This window comes from Mycobacterium pinniadriaticum (assembly GCF_026242045.1).
GTDB lineage: Bacteria > Actinomycetota > Actinomycetes > Mycobacteriales > Mycobacteriaceae > Mycobacterium > Mycobacterium pinniadriaticum.
Genome location: NZ_JAPJDO010000039.1, coordinates 1 through 24,231 on the forward strand (window position 1 = coordinate 1; position 24,231 = coordinate 24,231).

At 63.7% G+C, this 24,231-nt stretch carries 23 protein-coding genes and 1 tRNA gene; 20 read left to right on the top strand and 4 right to left on the bottom strand.

Annotation, left to right across the window (positions count from 1 at the left end; all coding sequences use genetic code 11):
- Positions 1–105 precede the first annotated feature (105 nt).
- The 8 genes from ORI27_RS27225 to ORI27_RS27260 all read left to right on the top strand — a co-directional run bounded on the left by ORI27_RS27225 (position 106) and on the right by ORI27_RS27260 (position 7,348).
- Positions 106–528 carry a Zn-ribbon domain-containing OB-fold protein gene (locus tag ORI27_RS27225; protein ID WP_266000276.1) on the top strand — a complete coding sequence of 141 codons (423 nt, stop codon included), beginning with the start codon at positions 106–108 and terminating at the stop codon, positions 526–528.
- A complete protein-coding gene (locus ORI27_RS27230) occupies positions 528–977 on the top strand; it encodes an FAS1-like dehydratase domain-containing protein (protein ID WP_266000275.1) in 450 nt (149 codons plus the stop codon). Before ORI27_RS27225 ends, ORI27_RS27230 begins: the two co-directional genes overlap by 1 nt.
- The gene (locus ORI27_RS27235) at positions 974–1,396 is read left to right on the top strand and encodes a MaoC family dehydratase (RefSeq protein WP_266000274.1); all 423 of its coding nucleotides are present in this window, start codon (positions 974–976) and stop codon (positions 1,394–1,396) included. Before ORI27_RS27230 ends, ORI27_RS27235 begins: the two co-directional genes overlap by 4 nt.
- A gap of 22 nt (positions 1,397–1,418) precedes the next feature.
- A complete protein-coding gene (locus tag ORI27_RS27240; RefSeq protein ID WP_266000273.1) occupies positions 1,419–1,847 on the top strand; it encodes a nuclear transport factor 2 family protein in 429 nt (142 codons plus the stop codon).
- On the top strand, positions 1,844–3,097 hold the full coding sequence (locus ORI27_RS27245) for an acetyl-CoA hydrolase/transferase family protein (RefSeq protein WP_266000272.1): 1,254 nt from the start codon (positions 1,844–1,846) through the stop codon (positions 3,095–3,097). The genes ORI27_RS27240 and ORI27_RS27245 overlap by 4 nt, the downstream gene beginning before the upstream one ends.
- The gene (locus ORI27_RS27250) at positions 3,094–3,579 is read left to right on the top strand and encodes a MaoC family dehydratase (RefSeq protein ID WP_266000271.1); all 486 of its coding nucleotides are present in this window, start codon (positions 3,094–3,096) and stop codon (positions 3,577–3,579) included. Before ORI27_RS27245 ends, ORI27_RS27250 begins: the two co-directional genes overlap by 4 nt.
- 28 nt (positions 3,580–3,607) lie before the next feature.
- The gene (locus tag ORI27_RS27255; protein WP_266000270.1) at positions 3,608–5,182 is read left to right on the top strand and encodes an aldehyde dehydrogenase family protein; all 1,575 of its coding nucleotides are present in this window, start codon (positions 3,608–3,610) and stop codon (positions 5,180–5,182) included.
- A 234-nt stretch (positions 5,183–5,416) separates the two neighbouring features.
- A complete protein-coding gene (locus ORI27_RS27260) occupies positions 5,417–7,348 on the top strand; it encodes a flavin-containing monooxygenase (RefSeq protein ID WP_407666448.1) in 1,932 nt (643 codons plus the stop codon).
- 160 nt (positions 7,349–7,508) lie between these two features.
- Here ORI27_RS27260 and ORI27_RS27265 read toward each other — a convergent pair whose 3' ends face one another.
- Positions 7,509–8,186, bottom strand: a complete 678-nt coding sequence (locus ORI27_RS27265; RefSeq protein ID WP_266000268.1) for a hypothetical protein — start codon at positions 8,184–8,186, stop codon at positions 7,509–7,511.
- Positions 8,187–8,775: 589 nt separating this feature from the next.
- Between ORI27_RS27265 and ORI27_RS27270 the strand changes: the two genes are divergently transcribed.
- From ORI27_RS27270 to ORI27_RS27305, 8 genes are read left to right on the top strand one after another with little or no spacing between them, the layout of a single operon-like run.
- Positions 8,776–9,531: an MlaE family ABC transporter permease gene (locus ORI27_RS27270; RefSeq protein ID WP_266000281.1), complete on the top strand. Its 756-nt coding sequence runs from the start codon at positions 8,776–8,778 to the stop codon at positions 9,529–9,531.
- A complete protein-coding gene (locus ORI27_RS27275) occupies positions 9,528–10,382 on the top strand; it encodes an ABC transporter permease (protein ID WP_266000267.1) in 855 nt (284 codons plus the stop codon). Before ORI27_RS27270 ends, ORI27_RS27275 begins: the two co-directional genes overlap by 4 nt.
- Before the next feature lie 58 nt (positions 10,383–10,440).
- Positions 10,441–11,781: an MCE family protein gene (locus tag ORI27_RS27280; RefSeq protein WP_266000266.1), complete on the top strand. Its 1,341-nt coding sequence runs from the start codon at positions 10,441–10,443 to the stop codon at positions 11,779–11,781.
- Positions 11,782–11,809: 28 nt separating this feature from the next.
- A complete protein-coding gene (locus ORI27_RS27285) occupies positions 11,810–12,835 on the top strand; it encodes an MCE family protein (protein WP_266000265.1) in 1,026 nt (341 codons plus the stop codon).
- Positions 12,832–14,175, top strand: a complete 1,344-nt coding sequence (locus tag ORI27_RS27290) for an MCE family protein (protein WP_266000264.1) — start codon at positions 12,832–12,834, stop codon at positions 14,173–14,175. The genes ORI27_RS27285 and ORI27_RS27290 overlap by 4 nt, the downstream gene beginning before the upstream one ends.
- A 44-nt stretch (positions 14,176–14,219) precedes the next feature.
- Entirely contained in the window at positions 14,220–15,503 is a 1,284-nt protein-coding gene (locus ORI27_RS27295; protein WP_407666447.1) for an MCE family protein, read from the top strand.
- Between the two features lie 11 nt (positions 15,504–15,514).
- Entirely contained in the window at positions 15,515–16,636 is a 1,122-nt protein-coding gene (locus ORI27_RS27300; RefSeq protein ID WP_266000279.1) for a virulence factor Mce family protein, read from the top strand.
- A gap of 1 nt (position 16,637) precedes the next feature.
- The gene (locus tag ORI27_RS27305; RefSeq protein WP_266000263.1) at positions 16,638–18,110 is read left to right on the top strand and encodes an MCE family protein; all 1,473 of its coding nucleotides are present in this window, start codon (positions 16,638–16,640) and stop codon (positions 18,108–18,110) included.
- Positions 18,111–18,156: 46 nt separating this feature from the next.
- On the opposite strand, the gene ORI27_RS27310 is transcribed toward ORI27_RS27305, so the two are convergent.
- Both ORI27_RS27310 and ORI27_RS27315 read right to left on the bottom strand, forming a co-directional pair.
- Entirely contained in the window at positions 18,157–19,398 is a 1,242-nt protein-coding gene (locus ORI27_RS27310; protein WP_266000262.1) for an IS110 family RNA-guided transposase, read from the bottom strand.
- Between the two features lie 474 nt (positions 19,399–19,872).
- On the bottom strand, positions 19,873–21,270 hold the full coding sequence (locus ORI27_RS27315) for an IS1380 family transposase (RefSeq protein WP_266000261.1): 1,398 nt from the start codon (positions 21,268–21,270) through the stop codon (positions 19,873–19,875).
- A gap of 228 nt (positions 21,271–21,498) precedes the next feature.
- Here ORI27_RS27315 and ORI27_RS27320 point away from each other — a divergent pair, with 228 nt between their 5' ends.
- The 3 genes from ORI27_RS27320 to ORI27_RS27325 all read left to right on the top strand — a co-directional run bounded on the left by ORI27_RS27320 (position 21,499) and on the right by ORI27_RS27325 (position 22,493).
- On the top strand, positions 21,499–21,834 hold the full coding sequence (locus ORI27_RS27320) for a transposase (RefSeq protein ID WP_266000260.1): 336 nt from the start codon (positions 21,499–21,501) through the stop codon (positions 21,832–21,834).
- Positions 21,835–21,841: 7 nt separating this feature from the next.
- The gene (locus ORI27_RS33220; RefSeq protein ID WP_410174326.1) at positions 21,842–22,225 is read left to right on the top strand and encodes a transposase; all 384 of its coding nucleotides are present in this window, start codon (positions 21,842–21,844) and stop codon (positions 22,223–22,225) included.
- A gap of 198 nt (positions 22,226–22,423) precedes the next feature.
- Positions 22,424–22,493 (top strand) — tRNA-Tyr (locus tag ORI27_RS27325).
- A 46-nt stretch (positions 22,494–22,539) separates the two neighbouring features.
- On the opposite strand, the gene ORI27_RS27330 is transcribed toward ORI27_RS27325, so the two are convergent.
- Positions 22,540–23,058, bottom strand: a complete 519-nt coding sequence (locus ORI27_RS27330) for a hypothetical protein (RefSeq protein ID WP_266000259.1) — start codon at positions 23,056–23,058, stop codon at positions 22,540–22,542.
- Positions 23,059–23,759: 701 nt separating this feature from the next.
- Between ORI27_RS27330 and ORI27_RS27335 the strand changes: the two genes are divergently transcribed.
- The gene (locus tag ORI27_RS27335; protein WP_266000258.1) at positions 23,760–24,101 is read left to right on the top strand and encodes an RNA polymerase-binding protein RbpA; all 342 of its coding nucleotides are present in this window, start codon (positions 23,760–23,762) and stop codon (positions 24,099–24,101) included.
- The last annotated feature ends 130 nt before the right edge of the window (positions 24,102–24,231 follow it).

The following is a 24,231-nucleotide window of genomic DNA, read 5'->3' on the forward strand; positions in this document are numbered from 1 at the left end:
TCATGCTGGACATCGAATGCGTCGAGCGAGCAGGGCGGTAGGTCAACGGCACCTCGGGTGCATCGGCAATCCATCCAAGATCACCGACCTAACGATGGTGCACCAGTGAGCACGCCCCAGTTGCCCTCGCCCGCACCAAGTGTCAACCCCGAAACCGCAACGTTCTGGGCAGCTACCCTTGCGGGCAAACTTGTGCTGCAGCGCTGCTCGAACTGCGATCGGGCCGGCTACTACCCGCGGTATGTGTGCGCGAACTGTCACAGCACCGACCTGGTCGACACCGAAGCCAGTGGGCGGGGGACCATTTACAGCTACACCGTCACCACTCGCGGAATCCTCGAGTACGCAAACGCCGGCTCGTACGTGCTGGCGATGGTCGAACTCGATGAGGGACCCAAGATGGTTACCAACATCATCGACTGCGATCCCGACGCCCTGTCGATCGGGCAGCGTGTCGAGGTGGTCTTCTGCGACACCGGCGGAGAGGGCGCACTGCCCCGCTTCCGCCCGGCGGGCCCGGGGATGTGATGGGCGACTACGCATTCGACGTCGAGCCGGGTCATGTGCTGGCATTTGCTCGCGCCGTCGGTGACGAGCGGCTCGCCCGCGACGTGCCTGCGCCCGGGACGCCCGCGCCGCTGACGTTTCCCGCCGCTTCGGTCCAATTCGATCCGCTACACATGCGCGGGCTGCGCCCGTCGGGGGCGCTTGATCTCAAACCCTCGACGCCGGGAGGCAGTGTCCTGCACGCCGAGCAGGAGTTCGAGTACTTTGCCCCCGTACGTGTAGGTGAGCGCCTCGTTGTCGCCGAGCATGAGGGCGCGAGCTGGCACAAACAAAGCCGCCGTGCAGGAACTCTGACGTTCCACGAGATCATCAGGGACTACCGCAACGCGGCGGGCGAACTCGTGCTGCGGGCGCGAATGGTATTGGTCGACACCGAGTTCGCGGTTTCCGAGGGCGGCGGCGAGCCGTGAACGGCTTCGGCCACACGGGCGACACGTTGGTCGTCGGCGCCCGCCGCGAGCACACGGTCATCCCCGAAGTGACCCGCACCCAGATCGTGCAGTATGCAGGCGCATCCGGCGACTACAGCCCACTGCATACCGACGAACCGTATGCCGTGCGCGCCGGCTACCCGGGTGTGATGGCTCACGGAATGCTGGTGATGGCCGCCGCCGAACGGCTGCTCGCTGAGTGGGTGGGTCGGGAACGTCTGATGCGCTACCGGGTTCGCTTCGTCAACCCGGTGTGGCCCGGTGACTCGCTGCATGCTGTCGCGACCGTGGTAGATGTGCGCGACAGCGAACAGGTTAAGTACGTGGATTTCGAAATCCTGACGACCAATCATCACGGTGTCGTCGTGCTGTCGGGCACCTCCACGGCCTGCGTCTAACTCATGAGGAAGGAACCGACCGATGGCTGAACATCCGAACGCGCAGATCGTGCGCCGCCTCATGACGGCGTTATCGCAGCAGAACCGCGCCGACATCGAATCCTTACTTGACGAGGACTGCATCTGGCGCGTGCCCGGCGCCAACGTGCTGTCGGGCGTCTATGAAGGCCGCCGGGCGATCTTGTCGCTGTTCGGCAAGATGAAACGTATCTTCACCGGGCCAGCCCAATTCGACGTCATCGACATCACCGCCAGCCCGCAGTACGCCGCGGCCTACCAGTACGGCGTCGTTGAAGTCGGCGGCAAGACCGTGCGGCTCCGCGAGTGCCTGGTATACCGCATCCGGGACGGGCGCGTCGTCGAGGTCGACGAGTTCCAGTCCGACGAGCGCGCTTTCGACGAGGCGTTCTCCCCGGCGGCTGTCGAGGCTGCGATGGCACGACCGACATGAGCAGTCCCGCCCGTAGCGTCGACCCATTCGCCGCACTGGAGCTGGCGCCTGAGGGTGCGCACCTCGTCGCGGCACCGGGCTGTGGTGCGCCCACCACCTTGTTGCACACGATGAACAAGGAGGCCGCAGGCCACAACTGGACCCTCAGCTCAGGACTGCTGCTCGGCGACTATCCCTTCCTCGATGCCGTGCGCACGGACCACCTTTGCTACCGGACCTGGCATGTGATGGCACCGGTCGCCGGGCTGGTTGCCGATGGGACTGCGGCATTTGTACCGGTTCGCGCCTCGCGGATCGCGGCGCAGCTGCAGTCTTGGGGTGTGGACGTCGCGATGGTGCGGGTAACTCCGCCGGATCGGCACGGCTACCACTCACTGGGGCCGTCCGCCGGCTACAGCCTTGATGCACTGCGCTTGGCTCGGGTGTGTATCGGCGAGGTCGATCCCGAACTGCCATGGACGTTCGGCAACACCACCGTGCACGAGTCCGTTTTCGATGCGTTCGTCGACACCGCCGATGCGACACCACAGTACGGCTCGGCGAAACCGAGTCCGGTCAGCAACCGTATTGCTGAACACATCGTCGACCTGTTGCCCAGGAACCCCACGCTGCAGATCGGGATCGGCTCGATTCCGGAGGCGGTGGTGAATTCGCTGGCCGATGCCGACCTCGGGAAGATTCGGTTCACCGGGATGGCCACCGACGAGATGGTGGAACTGTTCGAGCGTGGCGTTATTCCCGCCGACGGCGACCAGCCCGCGATCTTGTCTCCGGAGTTGATGGGCACGCAGCGGCTGATGAGATTCGCCGACCGCAACCCTGCGCTGGCCGTCCATCCATCGTCAACAGCACACAACGCTGATGTCTTGGCCCGCACGCCCCGCTTGGTATCGATCAACACCGCCATCGAAGTCGATGTCAACGGCCAGGTCAACAGCGAGGTGCTGCGAGGGCGCCAGATTTCCGGAGTCGGCGGCAGTCTCGACTTCGTCGACGCTGCCAGCCGATCAGCGGGGGGTCTGCGGGTAATCGCGCTGCCTTCGGCCACGCCGGACGGTTCTCACTCGCGGATCGTTGATTCGGTGGCCACGGTGAGCGTTCCGCGGTCGATGGTCGACGCGGTGGTGACCGAGTTCGGCGTCGCTCGCCTGGATGGTCGCAGCGTCGCCGAGCGACAACAGGCCCTCATCGCGATCGCCCATCCCGCGCACCGGGAGGCGCTTGCATCCGCCGCGGGGGTAATGACGTGACCGTGCATCATCGCCGCGGTAGGTACCTCGAGGAACTCATCGTCGGCGACATCTTCGAGCACCGACCCGGCCGCACAGTGACCGAGGCGGACAACGTACTGTTCACCACGCTGACGATGAACACCGAAAGCCTGCACTTGGATGCGGCCTTCGCCCAAACTCAGGAATTCGGCCAGCGCCTCGTCAACAGCTTGTTCACCATGTCGACCGTAGTTGGTCTGAGCGTCGCCGACCTTACCGACGGAACGACGGTGGCCAACCTCGGATTCTCCGAAATCCGTTTTCCTGCATCGGTTTTCATCGGTGACACCCTGACTGCGGAAACCGAGGTCATCGACAAGCGGCTGTCCACCTCGCGGCCGGACCAGGGGGTCGTGACGTTCGAGCACCGCGGCCGCAACCAGCGCGGGGAGATTGTCTGCACTGCGCGGCGGGCCGCCCTGGTGCTCTGCACCAGTTCATCAGCCGCCCGCAGCGGCTAGCCAGTTGTTCATTGCCGAGGAGTTGAAAATGGCTACAGCACAAGCGAATACCCGATCCGGAGACGGTGGAGTCACTGGTCACGACGACGCCGTGATCGAGGTTCGCTGCCCCGCCGACGGACGGGTGGTGGGGTGTGTCCCCGACATGGGGCCCGCCGCAGTGGCGGCGGCTGCCGCCCAACTGCGCGACGCCCAGCCGGCGTGGGAAGAACTCGGGCCGAACGGCCGGGCGATCCACATGCGAAATTTCCTGGACTGGATTCTGGACAACGAATCCCGTTTGGTCGGCATCATGCAGGAGGAGACCGGCAAATCGTGGGGTGACGCTGCCCTGGAGATTTCGATGGCGGTGGACCTGATCAACTACTACAGCGGATATGCCGCCGAATTCCTCGCCGACCGCAAGGTTGCCAGCTGGGGGGCCGGCGGCTTGACCAAGAAGCTGCGCGTCTTCGCCCGCCCCTATCAGCTCGTCGGGATGCTCACGCCGTGGAACGGCCCGCTGGGCGGTCCGATGCTCGATGGTGTGGCGGCGTTGATGGCCGGAGCCGCAGTGCTTTTCAAGCCGTCGGAGTTCACCCCGTTGACCTGGGGGGAGGCCACCCGAGGGTGGCTGGAGGACATCGGGGCGCCCCCGGTCCTGGCCAACGTGACCGGGGGTCCGCAGACCGGCGCGGCCGTGGTCGAAGAAGTCGACATGATCATGTTCACCGGCTCGACGCGTACGGGACGGAAGATCGCCGCCCGTGCCGGTGAGCGGCTGATCCCCTGCAGTTTGGAACTTGGCGGCAAAGATCCGATGGTCGTCTTGTCGGATGCAGACATCGACCGTGCTTCCAGTGCTGCGGCGTGGGGCGCGATGTGGAATTCGGGCCAAATCTGTATCTCGGTGGAACGCGCCTACGTAGAAGCCCCCGTGTACGACGAGTTCGTCGCGAAGGTCACCGACAAGGTGAAAGACCTTCGCCAGGGGATGGACCCGGATGGCAGCTTCAGCACCGACATCGGGGCGATGTGCACACCCGCTCAATTGGACATCGTGGAAAGCCACGTCAATGACGCGGTGGACAAGGGTGCGCGGGTGCTCACCGGCGGTAAGCGTGACGAGCATGGTCAATTCTTCGAACCCACCGTGCTCGTCGACGTGGATCACAGCATGCTGTGCATGCGCGACGAAACCTTCGGTCCCACACTGCCGATCATGAAGGTCGCCGACGAAGCCGAAGCCGTCCGGCTTGCCAACGATTCGCGCTACGGCTTGAGTGCCAGCGTGTGGACCGGCGACCCGGCGCGTGCCGACCGGGTCAGCCGCCAGCTCGAAGCGGGTGCGGTCAACCAGAACAACGTGATGATGAGCACTTTCCAGCTGACTATTCCGATGAGCGGCTGGAAGGAATCGGGTGTGGGTAGTCGCTCAGGCGGGGCAGCCGGAATCCTCAAGTTCTGCCGACAACAGTCGGTGGTGTCTGAGCGCGTTCATCTGAGTTCCGAGCCGCACTGGTATCCGTATACGCCCAGGAAAAACAAGATCCAAGCCAAACTCGTGCGTCTTCTCGGCGCCCACGATTGGCGCCGCCGGTTGGGTCGTCCGCCCCGGCGCTAAGGGCGTGCTTCGCCGTTCTTAGCCGGCGCTGCGATGGCGCCTTGCGCATTTTTCTACGTGCATTCTGCCCCCTCTTTGATCGTGTGCTGTCCACGATACTGTGGCACGCCGCAAATTTACGCTATCGATGGTGTTCCGCCGAGGTCATTCTGATGTTATAATCTAACTTGATTTAGAACCGCGTCCTGGCCGCCGACATGGCTCGGGCATACAAGGGAGAAGGCCGCTATGTCGATGACCCCGCCGGAAAGCCCGATCGATCAATCGCGCTTGGAACAGGCCATAGGCGTCGCCAATCTGCCGACGCTCACGATGGTGCTCTATCAGTTGACCGGCGAGCAACGCTGGCTCGATGAACCTTTTCGGCCCACCCGTTCACCGGGGTTGAGCCCCAACGACTCCGGCGGTTTCGAACCCGAGGTGGCCGACGAGATCCGCCGATGCGCAGTGGCCGCGGTCTCGGAGTGGTCAAGGGGTGTGCCAGCCGCCGTTCCCCTCCCTGATCCTGATCTGTTGCGCAAGATGCTGAGCATCTGCGTGGACGAGGAGGTTCCGCAGGAGTACGAGCGGGTGATGCGCGAGGAGATGGGGCTGGAGCCGGCGGCAGCACCGGAACCGGTGGAGGTCGACGACTTCTCCGTCGTCATCATCGGGGCCGGTATTTCGGGCATCATCTTGGCCGCGCAGCTACAGCAACTCGGGATTTCTTTTGTCATCCTGGAACGTCACAGCGAAGTCGGTGGAGTGTGGCTGACCAACACCTATCCGGGTTCGGGTGTCGACACGCCAAGTTACCTCTACTCCTTCTCCTTCTTTCCGCGTGACTGGTCGATGCATTTCGGCAAGCGTGATGAAATGGTGACCTATCTGCGAGAAGCTGTAGACCACTTTGACATTCGCCGCGACATCGTGTTCGACACCGAGGTTCAGCGCGCGGAATACGACGACAGTACGCAACGGTGGGCGGTCTACGCCCGTTGCGTGGATGGCTCGGTGAAGCGCTATTCCGGCAACATCCTGATCAGCGCGGTCGGATTGTTCGGCAAGCCGAAAACGCCCGAGATCCCAGGGCTTGGTTCCTTCCGGGGGCCGAAGTTCCACACCGCCGAGTGGCCAGACGAGCTGGATCTCAGCGGAAAGCGCGTTGCCATCATCGGGAGTGGCGCCAGCGCTATGCAGGTGGTGCCGGCCATCGTCGACAAAGTACAGCAATTGACCATCTTCCAGCGCTCGCCGCAATGGGTAGCACCGTGCGCCGAGTACTTCGCGGCCATTCCCGAGGACGTGCACTGGTTGATGAACCACGTGCCGAATTACCATGCGTGGTATCGCTTCCGGCTGGCATGGTTGTTCAACGATCGCGTGCACCCGTCGCTGCAGATGGACCCGGAGTGGCACGATCCCGACAGATCGCTCAACGCGGTCAACGACGCCCACCGCCGGCACTTCACGCGCTACTTGGTCGATCAGCTCGACGGCCGGCCAGACTTGATCTCGAAGTGCCTGCCGGACTATCCCCCCTTCGGCAAGCGCATGCTGCTCGACAACGGCTGGTTCGCTGCGCTCAAGCGGGACAACGTAGCGCTCGTTACCGACGCAGTCGCCGAGGTCACCGAGTCAGGCCTCGTCACTACCACGGGGGAGAAGTTCGACGCCGACGTGCTTGTGTTCTCCACCGGATTCCAGACGATTCGCTACCTGCAGCCGATCGAGTTCGTCGGGCGGGGCGGGCAGCGGTTGAGCGACGTCTGGGGCGACGATGATGCCACCGCCTATCTCGGCATTACCGTGCCCGAGTTTCCGAACCTGTTCCTGATGTATGGGCCCAACACGAACTCGGGTTCCGGCGGCTCCTACTTCTTCATTGGCGAGTCGCAGGGTCGGTACATCCTCGATGTCATCACCAAGATGGTTCGCGAGGGCATTGGCGTGGTGGAATGCCGAGCCGATGCGCATGACCGTTGGGTGCGCGAGGTGGACGCGGAGCATTCGAAGATGGTGTGGAATCACCCCGGCATGACGACGTACTACCGCAACACAAGCGGTCGGGTTGTCACCAACTCGCCATATCGAGTCGTTGACTACTGGCTGATGACCCACGATGCCGACCTGGCCGACTACATCACCGAACCGGCGCTGAGCCCCGACATTGCGGTAGGGCGATGAGCCGCCACACGCTCTGTTGATCCGACTTTGCGACCTGGGATCCGATTTCACCCCAGGCCTCATGCGCAGCATGGCGCCGGCGAAGCAACAGGAATCCCGGGGTGGGCTGTGGAGTCAATTCCGGCCCGTGCACATCGATACACATCGATCGGTGTCGCTCCTAATCCGCCTGTACGCCAACCGGTCTCGCCTGGAGTTGGCCATCCCTCTCTTGGCTGCCAATGGCTCGGAGGGTGACCACCACGGTCACGACGATCCAGGCGAAGAACGCCACCAGTGATAGCCACCAGGAGAACAGGCCGTTCCAGGCCAGCGGTCCGTCCTGGAAGAACACATCCAGACTTGCCGGGCAGTACAGGAGCGCTGTCCATAGACAGAAGTAGCCGTACCACCGCGGGTACACCGGGTTGGTGCGCTGGTCAGACAGCACAGCAATACCGATGACCAGATTCTGAACGAAGATCGCGTAGATGATTCCGGTGAAGGGAAGCCAGCCCATGTCATTGAGTGTCTGGATCGCCTCGTGCGATCGGTCGGGCCGGTATGCCGCGACCTGGAAGTAGTAGAGCGCCGGGAAGAACGCAACCGGGAGAGTGCAGCCGATGCCAAGCTGGGCGTAGGTCAGCGGTGTGTGTAGGCCTTCGATCCGTTTGAGCTGCACCGAGATGGCTGCCGTGAAGGGAACGAAGAAGACCAGCGCGTACATGCTGAGGATCATCCCGGTACGGATGGTGTTGGCGTTGTCGCGGTAGAACTTCGCGACATCTGCGGCTGCTCGGGCCGGCGGTGGCGGTGGTATGTATCGGGCGATGAGCCCGAAGCCGACGAAGAATAGCACCGCGAAGAGAACGCCGCTCCACACACATAGGCGCTGTGAACTGGTACCACGCATGCGAACCCCACAGTCTCTCGTACGCCGGTGGCATTATTCTAGTTAGAATTAGGCACGGGTGACAAGGCGCTCGCTCGAACCCTGCATCCACTCCGCACATGGGAACGAGGGTGGCGGTACGGAACCCGCGGCGCGCGCGTAGTGCTGAGGCCGCCAACGACCGGGTCGGCGGGCTGGCGGCCATGTTGGCCGCACCGGGGCGTCGTTGTCGGACCTAACAAAGATCCAATATTTGACGATGAAGCAGAAAAATCGAACAGCAAGACGGCAGATCAGCGCCTGTTAAGCCCGGGTTATTGCCAATTGTCCCATATAAGTCTAATTTGGATTTGGTTAGAGTCTGCTGGCTCCAACGCTCGGTAGTCGATGCCGTCACAGGGAGGTGCATGCCATGGTGCGGGCGCATAGTGACGGGGCTGTCCGGTCGGCTGCGGAGCAGGAGAGCGACCGACGGGCTATCGGCGGCCCGAAGCGCGACGCGAGTCGCGGAATCCGCTTCGACGCCAGCGACTGGGCGCAGGCCAGCCGCTACAACATGGCCGTATCCAAACCGCTTAGCGCGTTCGGCGGCTTCTTTTCGATGTCACTGGACGCCTTGGTTTCGATCCCGACGAAACCCTTCGCGTGGCGCGAGTTCGTGCTGCAATCCTGGTTTGTGGCGCGGGTGTCGCTGCTGCCGACGGTGCTGTTGGCGATTCCGTTCACGGTGCTGCTGATCTTTACTTTCAATATCTTGCTGGTCGAGTTGGGCGCGGCCGATCTGTCGGGCACCGGTGCCGCGTATGGTGTTGTATCCCAACTTGGTCCGGTCGTGACGGTGCTGGTGGTCGCCGGAGCGGGTGCGACGGCAATGTGCGCCGATCTGGGGGCGCGGACGATCCGCGATGAGCTCGACGCGCTGAAGGTCATGGGAATCGACCCCATTCAGGCGCTGGTGGTCCCGCGGGTGCTGGCCGCCACCGTGGTGGCGACCCTGTTGTCATCGGTGGTGGTCGTGGTCGGCCTGACGGGCAGCTTTCTGTTCTCGGTCTTCGTCCAACACGTCACCCCGGGCGCCTTTGTGACCGGTCTGACGTTAATCACCGGTCCCGCCGATGTCGTCATATCCGTCGTCAAGGCTGCGCTGTTCGGTCTCAGTGCTGGTCTCATCGCGTGCTATAAGGGCATTTCGGTTGGCGGCGGCCCAGCCGGGGTAGGAAACGCGGTCAACGAAACCGTGGTCTTCACATTCATGGCACTGTTCGCGATCAACATCATTGCGACGGCGGTCGGTGTGCAGGCAACACTATGAGCGTCGGCATCCCGAGCAAGCTGCACCCGTTGCTTCTTCGCAAGGTGGCGGGATGGGTGGGCGGTTTGATCCGGATTGGCACCCAGGCGCAATTCTTCGCCAGAACCATCGGCTCGATCCCTACCGCCTTTGCCAACTACAAGACCGAGTTGGTGCGGCTGATCGCGATCATGAGCCTGGGTGCGGGAGCGTTGGCGGTCATCGGGGGCACCGTCGTGATCGTCGCGTTCCTGACGTTGTCCACCGGCGCGCTGATTGCGGTGCAAGGCTACACACAGTTTTCGAACGTCGGCGTCGAGGCCCTCACCGGCTTCGCGTCGGCGTACTTCAATGTGCGGCTGATCGCGCCATCCGTCGCCGCGATCGGTCTGGCCGCCACCATCGGTGCGGGAGCCACGGCCCAGTTGGGGGCGATGCGGATCAACGAGGAGATCGACGCACTGGAGGTGATCGGCATCCGCTCGGTTGCCTACCTGGCCTCCAACCGGGTGGTGGCCGGAGTGATCGTCGTCATTCCCCTGTATTGCGTGGCGATGCTCGTATCGTTCTTCGCAGCTCGCTTTGGCACGACCTTCATTTATGGCCAGTCGACGGGCGTGTATGACCACTACTTCAATACGTTCTTGAACCCCACCGACATGGTGTGGTCGTTCGCACAGGTGATCACCATGGCGGTCGTCATCATGCTGGTCCACACCTACTACGGCTTCACCGCATCGGGTGGTCCGGCGGGCGTAGGGGAGGCGGTGGGGCGAGCGGTGCGCGCGTCGCTCATCTCAGCGGTGTTCGTCACCCTGTTTCTGACACTGGCCATCTACGGGCAGTCCGGCAATTTCCATCTCTCGGGGTAATCGGTTGAGGCAAGCCAGAAGTGGAGAGGGGCGTCTCCACCCGCTGTGGTGGGCGGCGATGATGTTCGTGGTCATCATTGCCATCGTGGTGATCTGCGTTGCCTTGTTCGTCGGAGCGTTCAACAGCAATGTTCCGGTCACGTTGGCATCGGAGCGCTCCGGTCTGGTGATGGAATCCGGCGCGAAGGTCAAACTGCGGGGCGTCGAGGTCGGGCGCGTCGCCGGCATCGACGGTGGCGCGCAGCCGGTGAGTTTGAAGTTGGAGATATTCCCCGATCAGGTCCGCTACATTCCGGCCAATGTCGAAGCCGAGATCCGGGCCACCACGGCGTTCGGGGCGAAGTATGTCGATCTGGTCTATCCCGATGACCCGAGTCCCAAGCGACTGGCGGCAGGTGAGGTGCTACGGGCACGCAATGTCAGCACGGAAGTGAACACGGTCTTCGAGAACCTGGTTGGGGTGCTGCAACAGATCGACGTGGCCAAGCTCAACGCCACGCTGACCGCCCTGGCCGACGGAGTGCGTGGCCAGGGACAGCGCATCGGTGAGGCCACTACGGCGGCCAACCAGGTTCTGTTGGCGCTCAACCCGCGGATGGACACGGTGGCGCAGGACTGGCGCTCGTTCAAGGGATTCACTGACGCCTACAGCGTTGCCGCCCAAGACATCCTGGCAACTCTGAACGCGGCCAGCACCACTAGCGCGACCATCACGTCTCATTCCAGCGATCTGGATGCGTTGCTGCTCAACGCGATCGGATTCTCCACCGGCGCCACGAACCTACTCGGCTCGAACAAGGACAACCTGGTGCAGGGGGTCAACGGGTTGGCGCCGACGACGGAGTTGTTGCTCAAGTACAACCCGGAATACACCTGCTTGCTTCAGGGGGCGAAGTTCTTCCTGGATCACGGCGGTTATGACCAGATCGGTGGCAACGGTAAGTCGATCATCCTGGACGCCGCCCTTCTGCTGGGAGATGACCCATACCGCTACCCGGACAACCTGCCGATCGTGGCGGCCAAGGGCGGGCCGGGGGGCAAGCCGGGCTGCGGTTCCCTTCCGGATGTGAGGAAGAACTTTCCGGTGCGCAAGCTGATCACCAACACCGGTTGGGGCACCGGGCTGGACTGGCGGCCCAATCCGGGCATCGGGCACCCATGGTGGGTCGACTACTTCCCTGTCACCCGGGCGGTGCCGGAGCCCCCGAGCGTCCGCGGTGCGGGGCCACCGGCGATCGGTCCGGTGCCTTACCCGGGCGCGCCGCCCTATGGGGCGCCGCTGTACGGGCCCGGCGGTGTGCCGTTGTACTCGGGGCTTCCGCTCCCACCCGACACTGGACCGTCGCCGCCGCCAGCGGACGGATCACCGCCACCGTCCGCACCACCACCGTCGCCGTGACCCAACCCTGTAATCGAGGAACGCATCCGTGAAAGACAACCTTGCCGGTGCCGCCTGGAGGTTCGCCATTTTCACAATGGTGTGCCTGGTGGGTGCCTTCGCGGTGATGGCGGTTTTCTCGCAGCTGAGGTTTCAGCCCGAAACCACCTACCGCGCCGAGTTCGCCACCGTGACCGGGTTGAAGACCGGCGACTTGGTGAGGATCGCCGGGGTGGAGGTCGGCAAGATCAAGACGATCTCCATCAACAAGGTGGTCGCAGTGGTGGAATTCTCCGCCGACGACTCGGTGGTGCTCACCCAGGGCACCAAAGCGGCCATTCGCTGGGCCGACCCGATCGGCGGTCGCTATCTGGCCTTGGAGGACGGCGCCGGCGGAGCCGAGCGCCTCAAAGCGGGCCAGACCATTCCGGTCGATCGGACCGAACCAGCGCTGGATCTGGACACTCTGCTGGGTGGCTTCCGCCCATTGTTCCGTGCCCTTGACCCCGACCAGGTCAATCAACTCTCTGCTCAGCTGATCGAAGCCTTCCAAGGTCAGGGTGCCACGATCGGTTCATTTCTCAATCAAGCCGCCGCACTGACCAACACCTTCGCAGATCGGGACGACCTGATCGGGGAGGTGATCGACAACCTCAATGCCGTACTGGGTTCGCTGGGCGACCAGAGTGACCAGTTCGCCAAGGGAGTCGATTCACTCTCGCAGTTGGTGCAGGGTCTCGCGGCACGCCGCGGCGACATCAGCAACGCAGTGGCGTATACAAACGCAGCGACGGGAACGGTCGCCGACCTCATGGCGCAGGCCCGCCCAGCGTTCCAGAACACCGTTCACCAAGCGGATCGGACGGCCGGCATCGTCGTCGCTGACCATGCCTACTTCGATGATCTGCTCAACACGCTGCCGGACGCTTACCAGACACTGACGAGATTGGGCATCTACGGCGACTATTTCACTTTCTATCTGTGCGATCTGCTGCTGAAGGTGAATGGCAAGGGTGGTCAACCGGTCTACATCAAACTGGCCGAGCAGCCGAGCGGACGGTGTACTGCGAAATGAAATCATTCTCTGAGCGCAATCCGATAGTGGTTGGTGCGATTGGCCTGGGGCTGATCGTGGGCATCGTCGTTGTCGCTCTGCAGTACCAAAAACTGCCGTTTGTCAATTCGCCGACGAGCTATTCGGCGTACTTTGCCGAGGCCGGTGGCCTTCAGTCGGGCGCACCCGTTCAAGTCTTGGGCCTGCGGATGGGTGAGGTGTCCAGCGTGGAGTTGGACCGTGGGCGAGTGCTCGTGACATTTGACGTCGAGAAGGGTGTGCGGTTGGGCGATCGTTCGGAGGCGGCAATCAAGACCAAGAGCCTCCTGGGCGCCAAGTTCCTCGAGATCACGAACCGCGGCGACGGCGACCTGTCGGAGACCATCCCGTTGGAGCGCACGACGGCGCCCTACGAATTGCCTGACGCCCTGGGTGACCTCTCTGCCACGATCAGCGGACTGGACACCACACGAGTCTCCGACGCGCTGGACACGCTGGCGCACACCTTTGAAGGCACTGCTCCGGACTTGAAGATTGCGGTGGCCGGTGTGGCGCGGTTCTCCCAAACCCTCGACGTTCGCGACGCGCAGCTGCGAACGCTGCTGGCCAATGCCAAGAAAGCCACCACCGTGTTGGCCGAGCGCAGCGACCAGGTGGTCAGTCTCGTGGCCACTACCAATGCACTGCTCGCGCAGTTGAGGACCCAAAGCAGCGCGCTGGAACAGATTTCACGCAATCTGTCTGTGTTCGCTCAGCAGCTGTCGGGTTTCATCGCCGACAACCGCACCCAATTGCGGCCGGCGTTGGACAAACTCAACGGCGTCTTGACGATCGTCGACAACCGCAAAGAGCGGGTGCAGCAGTCGATCAAATACCTCAATCAGTACGCGCTGTCGCTCGGCGAATCGGTGGCGTCGGGTCCGTTCTTCAAGGCCTATGTCGCCAATCTGCTTCCCGGGCAATTCGTCCAGCCCTTCGTCGACGCTGCGTTCTCGGATCTCGGGCTTGATCCCAACGTGTTGTTGCCCTCGCAACGCACCGACCCGCAGACCGGCCAGCCTGCCACCCCGGCGCTGCCAATGCCCTACCCGCGCACCGGTCAGGGGGGAGAACCGCATCTCAATCTCCCAGATGCGATCACCGGCACGCCAGGGGATCCTCGCTACCCCTACCGTGAGCCGCTGCCGGCACCGCCGCCGGGCGGTCCGCCCCCTGGACCGCCTGCACCGGCGACCCCACAGGTGGCCTCCGCGCCGCTGCCCAGCCCAGCCGCCGTCTATCAGCCGGCGCCCGGTGAGGCGCCACTCCCGGCGAACGCGCAGACGCCGGCCCCCAGCGCACCAGGGCAGGCCGGACAGTGATCAACGCGCGCGCATCCAGAATCGGGCTGGCGGTCGTGTTGGTGATGTGCCTGATCGCGGGAGTCGTAGTGGCACTGCGTATTCCGGGCGCTGTCAGCAAGACCCGCATCGTCGCCTACTTCGACAACAGCAACGGCTTGTTCGCCGGCGACGAGGTGCGAATACTCGGTGTGCGGGTAGGCAAGGTCGACACGATCGAACCGCAACCCGAACGGGTCAAGATCACGTTCTGGGTCGACAGCAAGTACGAAGTCCCTGCCGACGCCGCAGCGGCCATCCTCTCCCCGCAGTTGATCACCTCGCGGGCCATTCAGCTCACGCCGGCCTATACCGGCGGGCCGGTGATGGCCAGTGGCGCGGTCATCCCGCAGAACCGCACCGCCGTACCGGTGGAATGGGATGACCTACGTGCACAACTGCAAGAGCTCACCGACGCGCTGCAACCAACCCAGCCCGGCGGCGTCAGCACGCTAGGGGCGTTCGTCAACACCGCAGCGGACAACCTGCGCGGCCAGGGCGCCAGCATCCGCGACGCCCTGATCAAGATGTCGCAGGCTTTCTCCGCACTGGGCGACCACAGTGACGACATCTTCGGCACCATCAGGAATCTCTCGATGTTGGTCTCGGCGCTGCAGGACAGCACAACCGTGCTCGGGCAGTTGAACCGGAATTTGGCCGCAGTGACCGTGCTGCTTGCCGACGATCCGAACCAGGTTGGTCGAGCAGTCAGCGACCTCAACACCGCCGTTGGCGACGTGCAGAGCTTCGTGGCCGACAATCGTGAGGCGCTCGGCACTACCTCCGACAAGCTGTCGTCGATTTCGACGGCGGTCGTTGACAGCCTCGACGACATCAAGCAGACGTTGCACGTCGCCCCGAATGCGTTCCAGAACTTCCTCAACATCTACCAACCGTCACAGGCGGCGCTGACTGGCGCCCTCGCGTTCAACAACTTCGCGAATCCGGTCACGTTCCTATGCGGTGCCATTCAGGCCGCTTCCCGGCTCAACAACGAGCAGTCGGCCAAATTGTGTGTGCAGTACTTGGCGCCGATCATCAAGAACCGCCAGTACAACTTTCCCCCGCTGGGCGTAAACCCTTTCGTCGGAGCAGCGGCCCGCCCCAACGAGCTCACCTACAGCGAAGACTGGTTGCGCCCGGACCATATCCCGCCGCTGCAGCTGTCGTCGCCGGTCGGCGACGCACCGCTGTCGGCCGAGGCGGCGTCCCCGCCAGTCGGCGGCCCGCCGACCGCCGACGCGCCCGTGACGACCAATCCGTCTACGGGTCTGTCCGGCATGATGGTGCCCACAGTCGGTGGGTCATGAGGCCTCGCGCCATGCGGTGGCTTGTTCTCGGCGTGCTGTTGCTGGTCGCCGCCGGGCTGTCGGCGTGCGAGTGGCGGGGGCTGAATGCACTTCCGCTGCCCGGTACCGAAGGTGGCGGCCCGGGCTCGTATGAGGTGATGGCGCAGCTACCTGATGTCGGGTACATGGAACAGAACGCGCGCGTGCGGGTCGGTGACGCGACGGTCGGCAACGTCACCAAGATCGAGCGTCAGGGCTGGCATGCGCTGGTCACGATGAAGCTCAACGGCGACGTGGAACTGCCGGTCAACGCCACCGCCAAGGTAGGTCAGACGAGCTTGCTCGGCTCGCTGCACGTCGAGCTGGCGCCCCCCAAGGATGTTCCGCCGCAGGGCAAATTGCGCAGCGGCTCGCTGATCCCATTGTCCAGTGGGGCGGCTTTTCCGTCGACCGAGCAGACCCTGGCTGCGTTGTCACTTCTTCTCAACGGTGGGGGCCTAGGCCAAATTCAGGACATCACCGCGGCGTTCAGCACCGCTTTCGCCGGCCGCGAGCAGGACCTCAAGAGCCTCATCACCCAACTCGACCAGTTCATCACCAAGCTGAACGACCAGTCCAGCGACATCATCGCCGCGACCGAGAGTCTCAACAACCTGGTCGGCAAGGTTGCCGCCCAAAAGCCGGTGCTGGACAAGGCGTTACGCACGATTCCCGACGCGCTTTCAGTCCTGAAGGACCAACGTGAGAATCTGGCCCAGGCATTGGACAGTTTCGGAAAGTTCAGCGCGCTGGCCACGGACACCGTCAACCAGACCAAGGACAATCTGGTCAAAGAGCTCCAGGCTCTGGGACCGGTGCTGGAGTCACTGGCCAATGCCGGTCCTGACCTAACCCGCTCGCTGAGTTTCTTGGGCACTTTCCCGTGGCCGAAGGAAACACTCACCAACTGGATACGCGGGGATTACGCCAACCTCACCGCCATCATCGACCTGACCCTGAGTCGAATCGACTCCTCGCTGTTCACCGGCACCCGCTGGGAGGGCGACCTCACCGAGCTGGAGCTGCAGTGGGGCCGCACCATCGGCCAATTGCCCAGCCCCTACACCGCGGCCAACCCTCTGGTCGTCCCCTACCAGCGCGATCAGGGGCCCTGACGTGCACCTGCACCGACGTACCGTCATCCAGCTGGCCATCTTCCTGGTGGTCGCCCTGGTCGCGGGTGCCGTGATGTTCTTCGGTTACTTCAAGGCGCCGGTGACGTGGTTCGGGGCCGGGCGGTATCAGGTGACCGTGCAGCTGCCGCAGGCGGGCGGGCTCTACAAGACCGGCAACGTGACCTATCGGGGCACGGAGGTGGGGCGCGTCACCAGCGTTCATCTGACGGACACCGGTGTCGAGGCTGTGCTGTCGCTGCGCTCGGATTTGCAGATCCCCTCCGATGTGCAAGTCCAGGTGCATAGCGTTTCGGCTGTAGGTGAGCAGTATGTCGCGCTTATTCCGCGCAGCGCCGGCGCGCCGGCGCTGAAGAACGGCGACGTCATACCTGTAGAAAACAGCCAGGTGCCACCCGACATCAATAGACTGCTCGACGCTGCCAACCGTGGTTTGCAGGCCATCCCGCACGACAACCTGAAGACCGTGATCGACGAAAGCTACACGGCGGTAGGCGGTTTAGGACCCGAGATCTCGCGGTTGGTCAAAGGAACCACTCAGCTGGCCATCGACGCACGCGCGAATCTGGACGCCCTCACCACGTTGATCGATCAGTCGCAACCAGTCTTGGACTCGCAAACTCAGACATCGGATGAGATCAGTTCGTGGGCACGACACATGGCGACGATCACCGGGCAACTGCACGACAACGACACCTCGGTCGCCGGACTTCTGGAAAGGGGCCCGGCGGCGGCCCAAGAGGCCCGAGAACTCATCGACCGATTGCGGCCTACCGTACCGGTCTTGCTGGCCAACCTGGTGAGCATGAACACCGTCGCGATCGCCTATCAGCCGGCTATCGAGCAGTTGTTGGTACTGCTGCCGGCAGGGACGGCCGAGTTCCAGGGCATGTCCGTGCCGAACATGAACACCAACCAGGCCTATGAGGGGCTGTTCTTGGACTTCAATCTCAATCTCAATGTACCGGCACCATGTAACACCGGGTTCTTGCCCATCCAGCAGCAACGCCCGCCGACCTTTGAAGACAAGCCGGATCTTCCGCCGGGCGACCTGTACTGCCGCATCCCGAAGGACTCACCGATCGCCGTACGCGGCGCACGAAACTTCCCGTGCCTGACCGTGCCCGGCAAACGTGCCCCCACCGTCAAGATGTGCGAGAGCAATGAGCAATACGTGCCACTCAATGACGGCAACAACTGGAAAGGTGACCCCAACGCGACCCTGTCCGGGCAGGACATCCCGCAACTGCCGTCCGCCACAGCGGGTCCGTCAGGCACACCATCGGCGGAGGGCGCAACCGGGTCAGCGCCACCGCTCGCGGTCACGAACTACGATCCGGCGACCGGTACCTACATCGGGCCCGACGGTCACATCTACACCCAAGCCGACCTCGCCCAACAAGGCCAGAATGAACGCACCTGGCAATCGATGTTGATGCCCCCTACTGGGAACTGACACGAAAATTGGGTGACCACAACGGGTGACCCGGCTGGTTGGTGGGTTATGCGGTGTTGGTGAGTGGTTCGAGGGTGACTCGGTAGCCGAGGGATTCGAGTTGGTTGATTGCTCGGGATTTGGTTTGGGCGGGCTGGTGGGCGGTGTAGTAGGTGGCGCCGGGGTCGCGGTAGAAGTCGCGGTTGGTGAGCATGTTGTGGGCGGCGATGATCATGGCGTGTTCGAGGGCGACGATGGCGCGCATCGGGCCGCGTCGGGTCGTGATGCGTTTGTATTTCGCCGAGAAGTAGGTGTTCTTGGATCGGGCGGCCGACAGCGCGGCGATGCCGAGGACGCCCTTGAGGTAGCGATTGCCAGGCCGGGTCTTGGTCGACTTCACTCGGCCGGCGGACTCGTTGGAACCGGGCGAGACTCCGGCCCAGGATGCCAGGTGCCCGGCGGTGGGGAACACGCTCATGTCGCCGCCGGTTTCGGCGAGGAACACTTCAGCCACGATTCGGGAGAATCCCGGGATACTGATCAGCAGGTCCCGGGCTGGGCGAAAAGGTTCCATCGCCTCCTCGATGCGCTCGTCAAGTCGGCCGATGTCGGCGGTGTGGGCGTCGATGCGGTCCAGGAACAGTCGCGCCATGAACGCGTGGTGGTCATTGAATCGCCCGGTCAGCGCTTCGGTCAGGGCGCTGATCTTCGACCGCATCCGGCGTCGGGCCAAATCGGCGAGTACGGCGGGGTCGCGTTGCCCGGCGATCAGCGCCTCCAACATGGCGCGCCCGGAGACACCGGTGATATCGGAGGCGACCGAGGACAACTTGATCCCGGCGTCTTCGAGGAGTTTCTCCAGGCGCTGCACTTCCCGGGTGCGTTCGCGGGTGATCACGGTGCGGGTACGGGTCAGATCGCGTAACGCCCGGATCGGAGCCGGAGGTACGAACGAGGCCTTCACCAGTCCGTGTGCGCCCAGGTCGGCCAGCCACGCCGCATCGGAAACGTCGGTCTTGCGGCCGGGCAGGTTACGCACCGAGGCGGCGTTGACCAGCACCACGTCGAGTTCGTCGTCGAGCAGGTAGTAGAACGGTTTCCAGTAGTCGCTGGTGGACTCGATCACCACACAGCTCACCTTCGCCGCGATCAGGTGCTCGCGCAGCGCCAGGATCTGTCCGGTGGTGGCACCCCAGGTGCTCACCGTGGCCGAAGTCGCACGCCGGCCCTGACCCTGGATCCGGATACAGACTTTGGCGTCCTTCTTCGAACAATCGATTCCCGCGCACCGCGGGTGCACCACATCCATCACCGATCACCTCATCTGATGTACCGTAATTCGTTGTTGTGGAAGGTGTTTCGGGGAGGGCGGGGTGAAACAGGACTCTGACACTCGTGCTCGAAGGCAACATTCCACGGTTCCCGCGGACAAGGTTGTGCCCTCCGCCCCAAGCTAGCCTGCGGGCTCAGCGGCAACATAGACGGACCGGGGTCGACCGAAACACTCCTCCAGCATCACCCCGCGATTCGTGGGGCACAACCAGTGATCCGAGTCGAGCGCACAGCGAAATTTTCTATCCCCACGGAGGAGCGCAGCGCCCCTGGACAGCTAGCCTCGATTTTGCGTGGGAATTGATGGGGGCTGGGTCTGCCGCCGAATTGTTGTGTGGGGTATGAGTTTTCGTGTGGTGGCGTGGTGGGGTTGTCCCGTGTCGCCGGGTGGGGCGGGCTTTCCTGGGGCCGGTGGGGTCCTTCATGCTCGGTCGGTCAGATGGGCTGTCGGTCATCCGAAGGCGGTGCGGATGTGTTGCCAGGCGGTCGCGATCGCTGATGCCCAGCGCCAGGTGGCGTCGATACGTAGTCGTTGTTGGCGGGCGCTGCGGGTGATGCGGGCCGCGACGTGCAGGACTCGGTAGCGGAAGGTGGTGATCTCGGCGCGGGCCAGTGCCGGGTGGCCACGGAAGCCGATCAGGCGGGCCCAGGTGATCAGATCGGTGGCGGCGAGGATGATTTCCAGCCAGGCGGCGTTGGCCCAGAAGCTGTGGCACGGCAGGTTACGCAGCCCGGTGGCTTTGAGTTCGCGGATCCGGTCTTCGACGCGGGCGTGCTGACGGTGCCGCAGTTCCAGTCCGGCGACTTGGCCGGGCACGACACCGGGTTCAGTGTCGGTGATGAACGCGGTGACCCGCATGCCGTCGGCGTCGGTGAACCGTAGCTGCGCCCCGGGGTGGGGACGCTCTTTACGCAGGATCAGACGGGTCCCGGTCGGCCAGGAAGCCAGGTTGACCAAGGTGGTGGCCTCGGCGACCCAGGCGCCGTCGCGGATGCCGCCGTGGGTGTCGATCGCCGGGTACCAGCCAGCTGCGAGGTTGAGGGTGTCCACGGCGTCCTGCACCCGTAGATCGACGGGATACCCGAAGGAGAACCCGACTCCGGCGGTGCGGCAGGCGTCGGCGAATCTGTGGGTGGCCCCGGCGGTGTCGCAGCGCACCAATACCCGAGGCGCATCAGGATCCAGCGGGTCCGGCCGCCACGCCGCCGGGAGGGCGGCCAACGCCTGAGCTAGGACGATGACGTGATCTGAGGCGGTGTTGGAGCCGGCGTTGCCGGTGCGCAGCAGCCCGGCCAGGGCTTCCCCGCCGGCGATCTCGGGGCGATCCAGGAACGCCAGCAGCGGGTGGTGACCATAGCTTTTCTTCCAGGTCGGTGTGGCGCCGGCTTTGTTGTCGGAGTGATCGATCACCAGGGTGGCGTCGATGTCGATGTGCAGCCAGCCCTCACCGGTGGGGGCGGCTCCGGCCGCCCACGCTGCGGCCCGCGCGCCGGCTCGTGCTGCCCGCACCCCGGGCAGGTGTGCGGCATCGATCCGCTCATCGACCAGCCGCCACATCGTGGTCGTCGACGCTGCGGGACCGAACACATGCTCACGGTCCCCACACAACTGGCCGACCCCGTCGATGCAATCGGCCCCATCGGCGACCGCGGCCGCCAGATCGGCGAATACATCCCCGGGTGCGTGCACCCACGGGCCGCGGTAGGTGTCCCCCAACACGGCCGTGACCTGCGCCGATAACCCGGTCCGGTCGGCCAATTCGCGCAGCATGCCCATCCCGGCATGCGACACGACACCATGGCCGTCAGCGGACACTTTCACCCGCGATGCCACCGCGATATTCTTCACCTGCGAAGTGCCTTCCAGTTGGAACGATTGAACCGTCGAGAAGTCCAATTATTCCTTGCAGGACAGGCACTTTCGCTTATCTACACACCATCACCGGCAACATTCCACGAAAAATCCGGGCCTAGGGCGTGTCTAACAAATGTTTCTTTCGCTGTGCCTGGGACTGAGGCTTGAGGTGTGTCGCGTTTTCCGATGCTCAGTGGGAGTTGATCGGCGGGGCTTTTGCCGGTGCGTACGGGCAAGAAGGGCAGGCCTTTTCGGGATGCCCGCCAGATGGTCGAGGGCATCATCTATCGCTACCGGTGTGGGATTGCCTGGCGTGATGTGCCCGAGGTGTTCGGGCCGTGGCAGACGATTTGGTGCTGGCATCGGCGGATGAGTGCTGATGGCACCTGGGATGCGGTACTGGCCCGGTTGCTCAGCGCTGCTGAGGCTGCCGAGGCCATCGATTGGGCCGTGGCGGTGGATTCCACGATCGCTCGGGCACACCAACACGCCACGAACGTCGCCCGCCACACGGGGGGCTGGGTCGAATTACAACAATCCCCGCGTCGAGCCGCCTGACCACGGTATTGGCCGTTCCCGGGGCGGGTTGACCAGCAAGATCCACCACCTCGTCGACGGCGCCGGGCGACCGCTGGTGGTGCTGGTCTCGCCCGGTCAAACCGACGACGCCCCACTGCTGGAGCATCTGCTGGCACATCTGCGGGTCGATCGCCCCGGCCGGGGTCGGCCACGCACCCGACCAGATCGTCTGCGTGGCGACAAGGCTTATTCCAGCCGCGCGATCCGTGCCGAGCTACGTCGCCGTGGGATCACCGTGGTGATTCCCAGCCCTCAGACCAGATCGCCCACCGCCTCAGGAGAGGAGATCGCGCGGCGGACGGCCGCCCGCCTTCGACGCCCAGGATTACCAAGGACGCTGCGTGAGGGCAGAGACGGTGGTTGGCGGTGACGTGCACGTTTGGGACCCACAGCGCAGTGTGAGATTCGAACCGGCTAGCTCACAACCCAGGGGTCGCGAGGGCAAATGCAGAATGCATTGTTGTCACGACGTTGTCACATGTCGGGTGACACAACGGGGGAGGGAGGGGGATGTCTATGGATGATAGTCGCAGGTCACATGCCATTGCTGAGACAACAGGCAACACCTAGGGACGGAACCGTGCGGACTGTAAATCCGTCGGCGGAAGCCTACACAGGTTCGAATCCTGTACCTGCCACGCTGGTCAGGCCCGGTATGCACCGGGCCTGCATTCGTTCCGAGGGCTAGCGATTTCGTCCGCTGCTGCCGACTGCTCGCTTCGCGTGCCCGCCGTTGGTCGACTTCTTCGATGATGAGTCGGCGGTCGACTTCTTCGACGATGGGTCGGCGGTCCCGGAGTCGGTCCGCTTCGCGGGGACGGCGGCGGCCGGTTGGATGCGACTACGCGCGCTGGTCGAGGACTGGTGGCCGGGTCCTGCGACATTGCGGCCAGAGTGGCCGGTGGCGACTGGGGTCTCGCCGGTGTGCTCGGCATCCGTTGCCGCCTTCGTACCGGCCGCAGGTTGCTGAGTGGCGGCCGCAGGGGCCAGTGCGGACACCACTATCGACAGCCCTAATGCGACCAGCGCTGGGGGCACGACCGCGTAGACAAGCGCACCGATCGCCACTACGGCGATTTCGCCAAGGGGAGAAGGCAATTTCGGGAGCGAAGGATGTGGCACAAATGCCACGAGGCCCAGGGCCAGCGTGCTCAGCGGAATGGTGACCGGAAAACCGATGTACCAGATCGGGGCCAACAGCACTCCGGCTCCGGCGAGGATTAACCCAGCGACGGTAAATTTGCCAGGATCCGATGCCGGCGTCACGCTCGCGGTCGGGGTTCTCTCTGCCGCAAGGGAATTCGATCCGTCGGACTTCGAGGGCGCACCAGAGACCGAGACGGTCAGGGGGAACGCGGTGCTGGCGACAGTGTCTACCGCTGCCGCGGTGAGCGTGGCCTCTAACTGCGCTACCAGGCGGACATGCGGTCGCGCCGTGGTTTCGCTTGGCGGTGTGGCATTCAAACCTGCCGCCACCGTGGCGGCGGCGACGCCCGCGGCGCAAAGGCTTCGCAAACTTTTTTGGGACTTCACGATGAATGGTGCTGGACCGATTTTGGCGCTCAACGCGCCTCCTTTGCCAGAACGTCGTGATACCTCGATGTTGCGAGCAAAACTAGCAAAGGGTCGACTTGGTCAGGAGCGAATGCTTGTTGTCCCTCCTCGTTGGGGTTCGGCGTTCAGGGCTCCTGTCTGTGGGCGCCCAGCGGAAACCATGCCCGCGACGGCCGCAGGTTTGCAGAACCGCCTGTGAACACATATCGCGGCCCTGATGGACTGGACGCGATATCGCTCGGGCGACGGCGCGGCGCCGCGTAGGGCTACATTGGTGTACGAAGGTGTCACCTGTCTGGCGAGCATTGCCGGGGCGTACACGCCGCCCCGCTACCAAAGGAATGCCGCTGATGGCTGATCGCGTAATGAGGGGCACTCGCCTCGGATCGATAAGTTATGAGACCGACCGCAATGACAATCTGGCGGGGCGTCAGATCGCGCGGTATCGCACCGCGAACGGCGAAGAGTTCGACATTCCCTTGGCGGACGACGCGGAGATCCCCGATACCTGGGACTGCCGCAATGGTTTCGAGGGCAGGCTCATCGAGGCTGGTGAGTTGGTCGAACCCAAGAAGAAGGTCAAGGTCCCGCGTACGCACTGGGACATGCTGCTAGAACGACGCTCGATCGAAGAGCTTGAAGTGCTGCTTCAGGAGCGCCTCGCGCTCATCAAGTCACAGCGAGGTCGATAGCGCGGGCGACCCGCCCAACGTCATTGGTGCATCCGCTGACGAAGGCCAATCTGGCGCGCGATTCCGACACGTTCAACCTGACCCACTACCCCTGGTGGGGCAGGTTGACAATTGCGACACACCGGTGAAG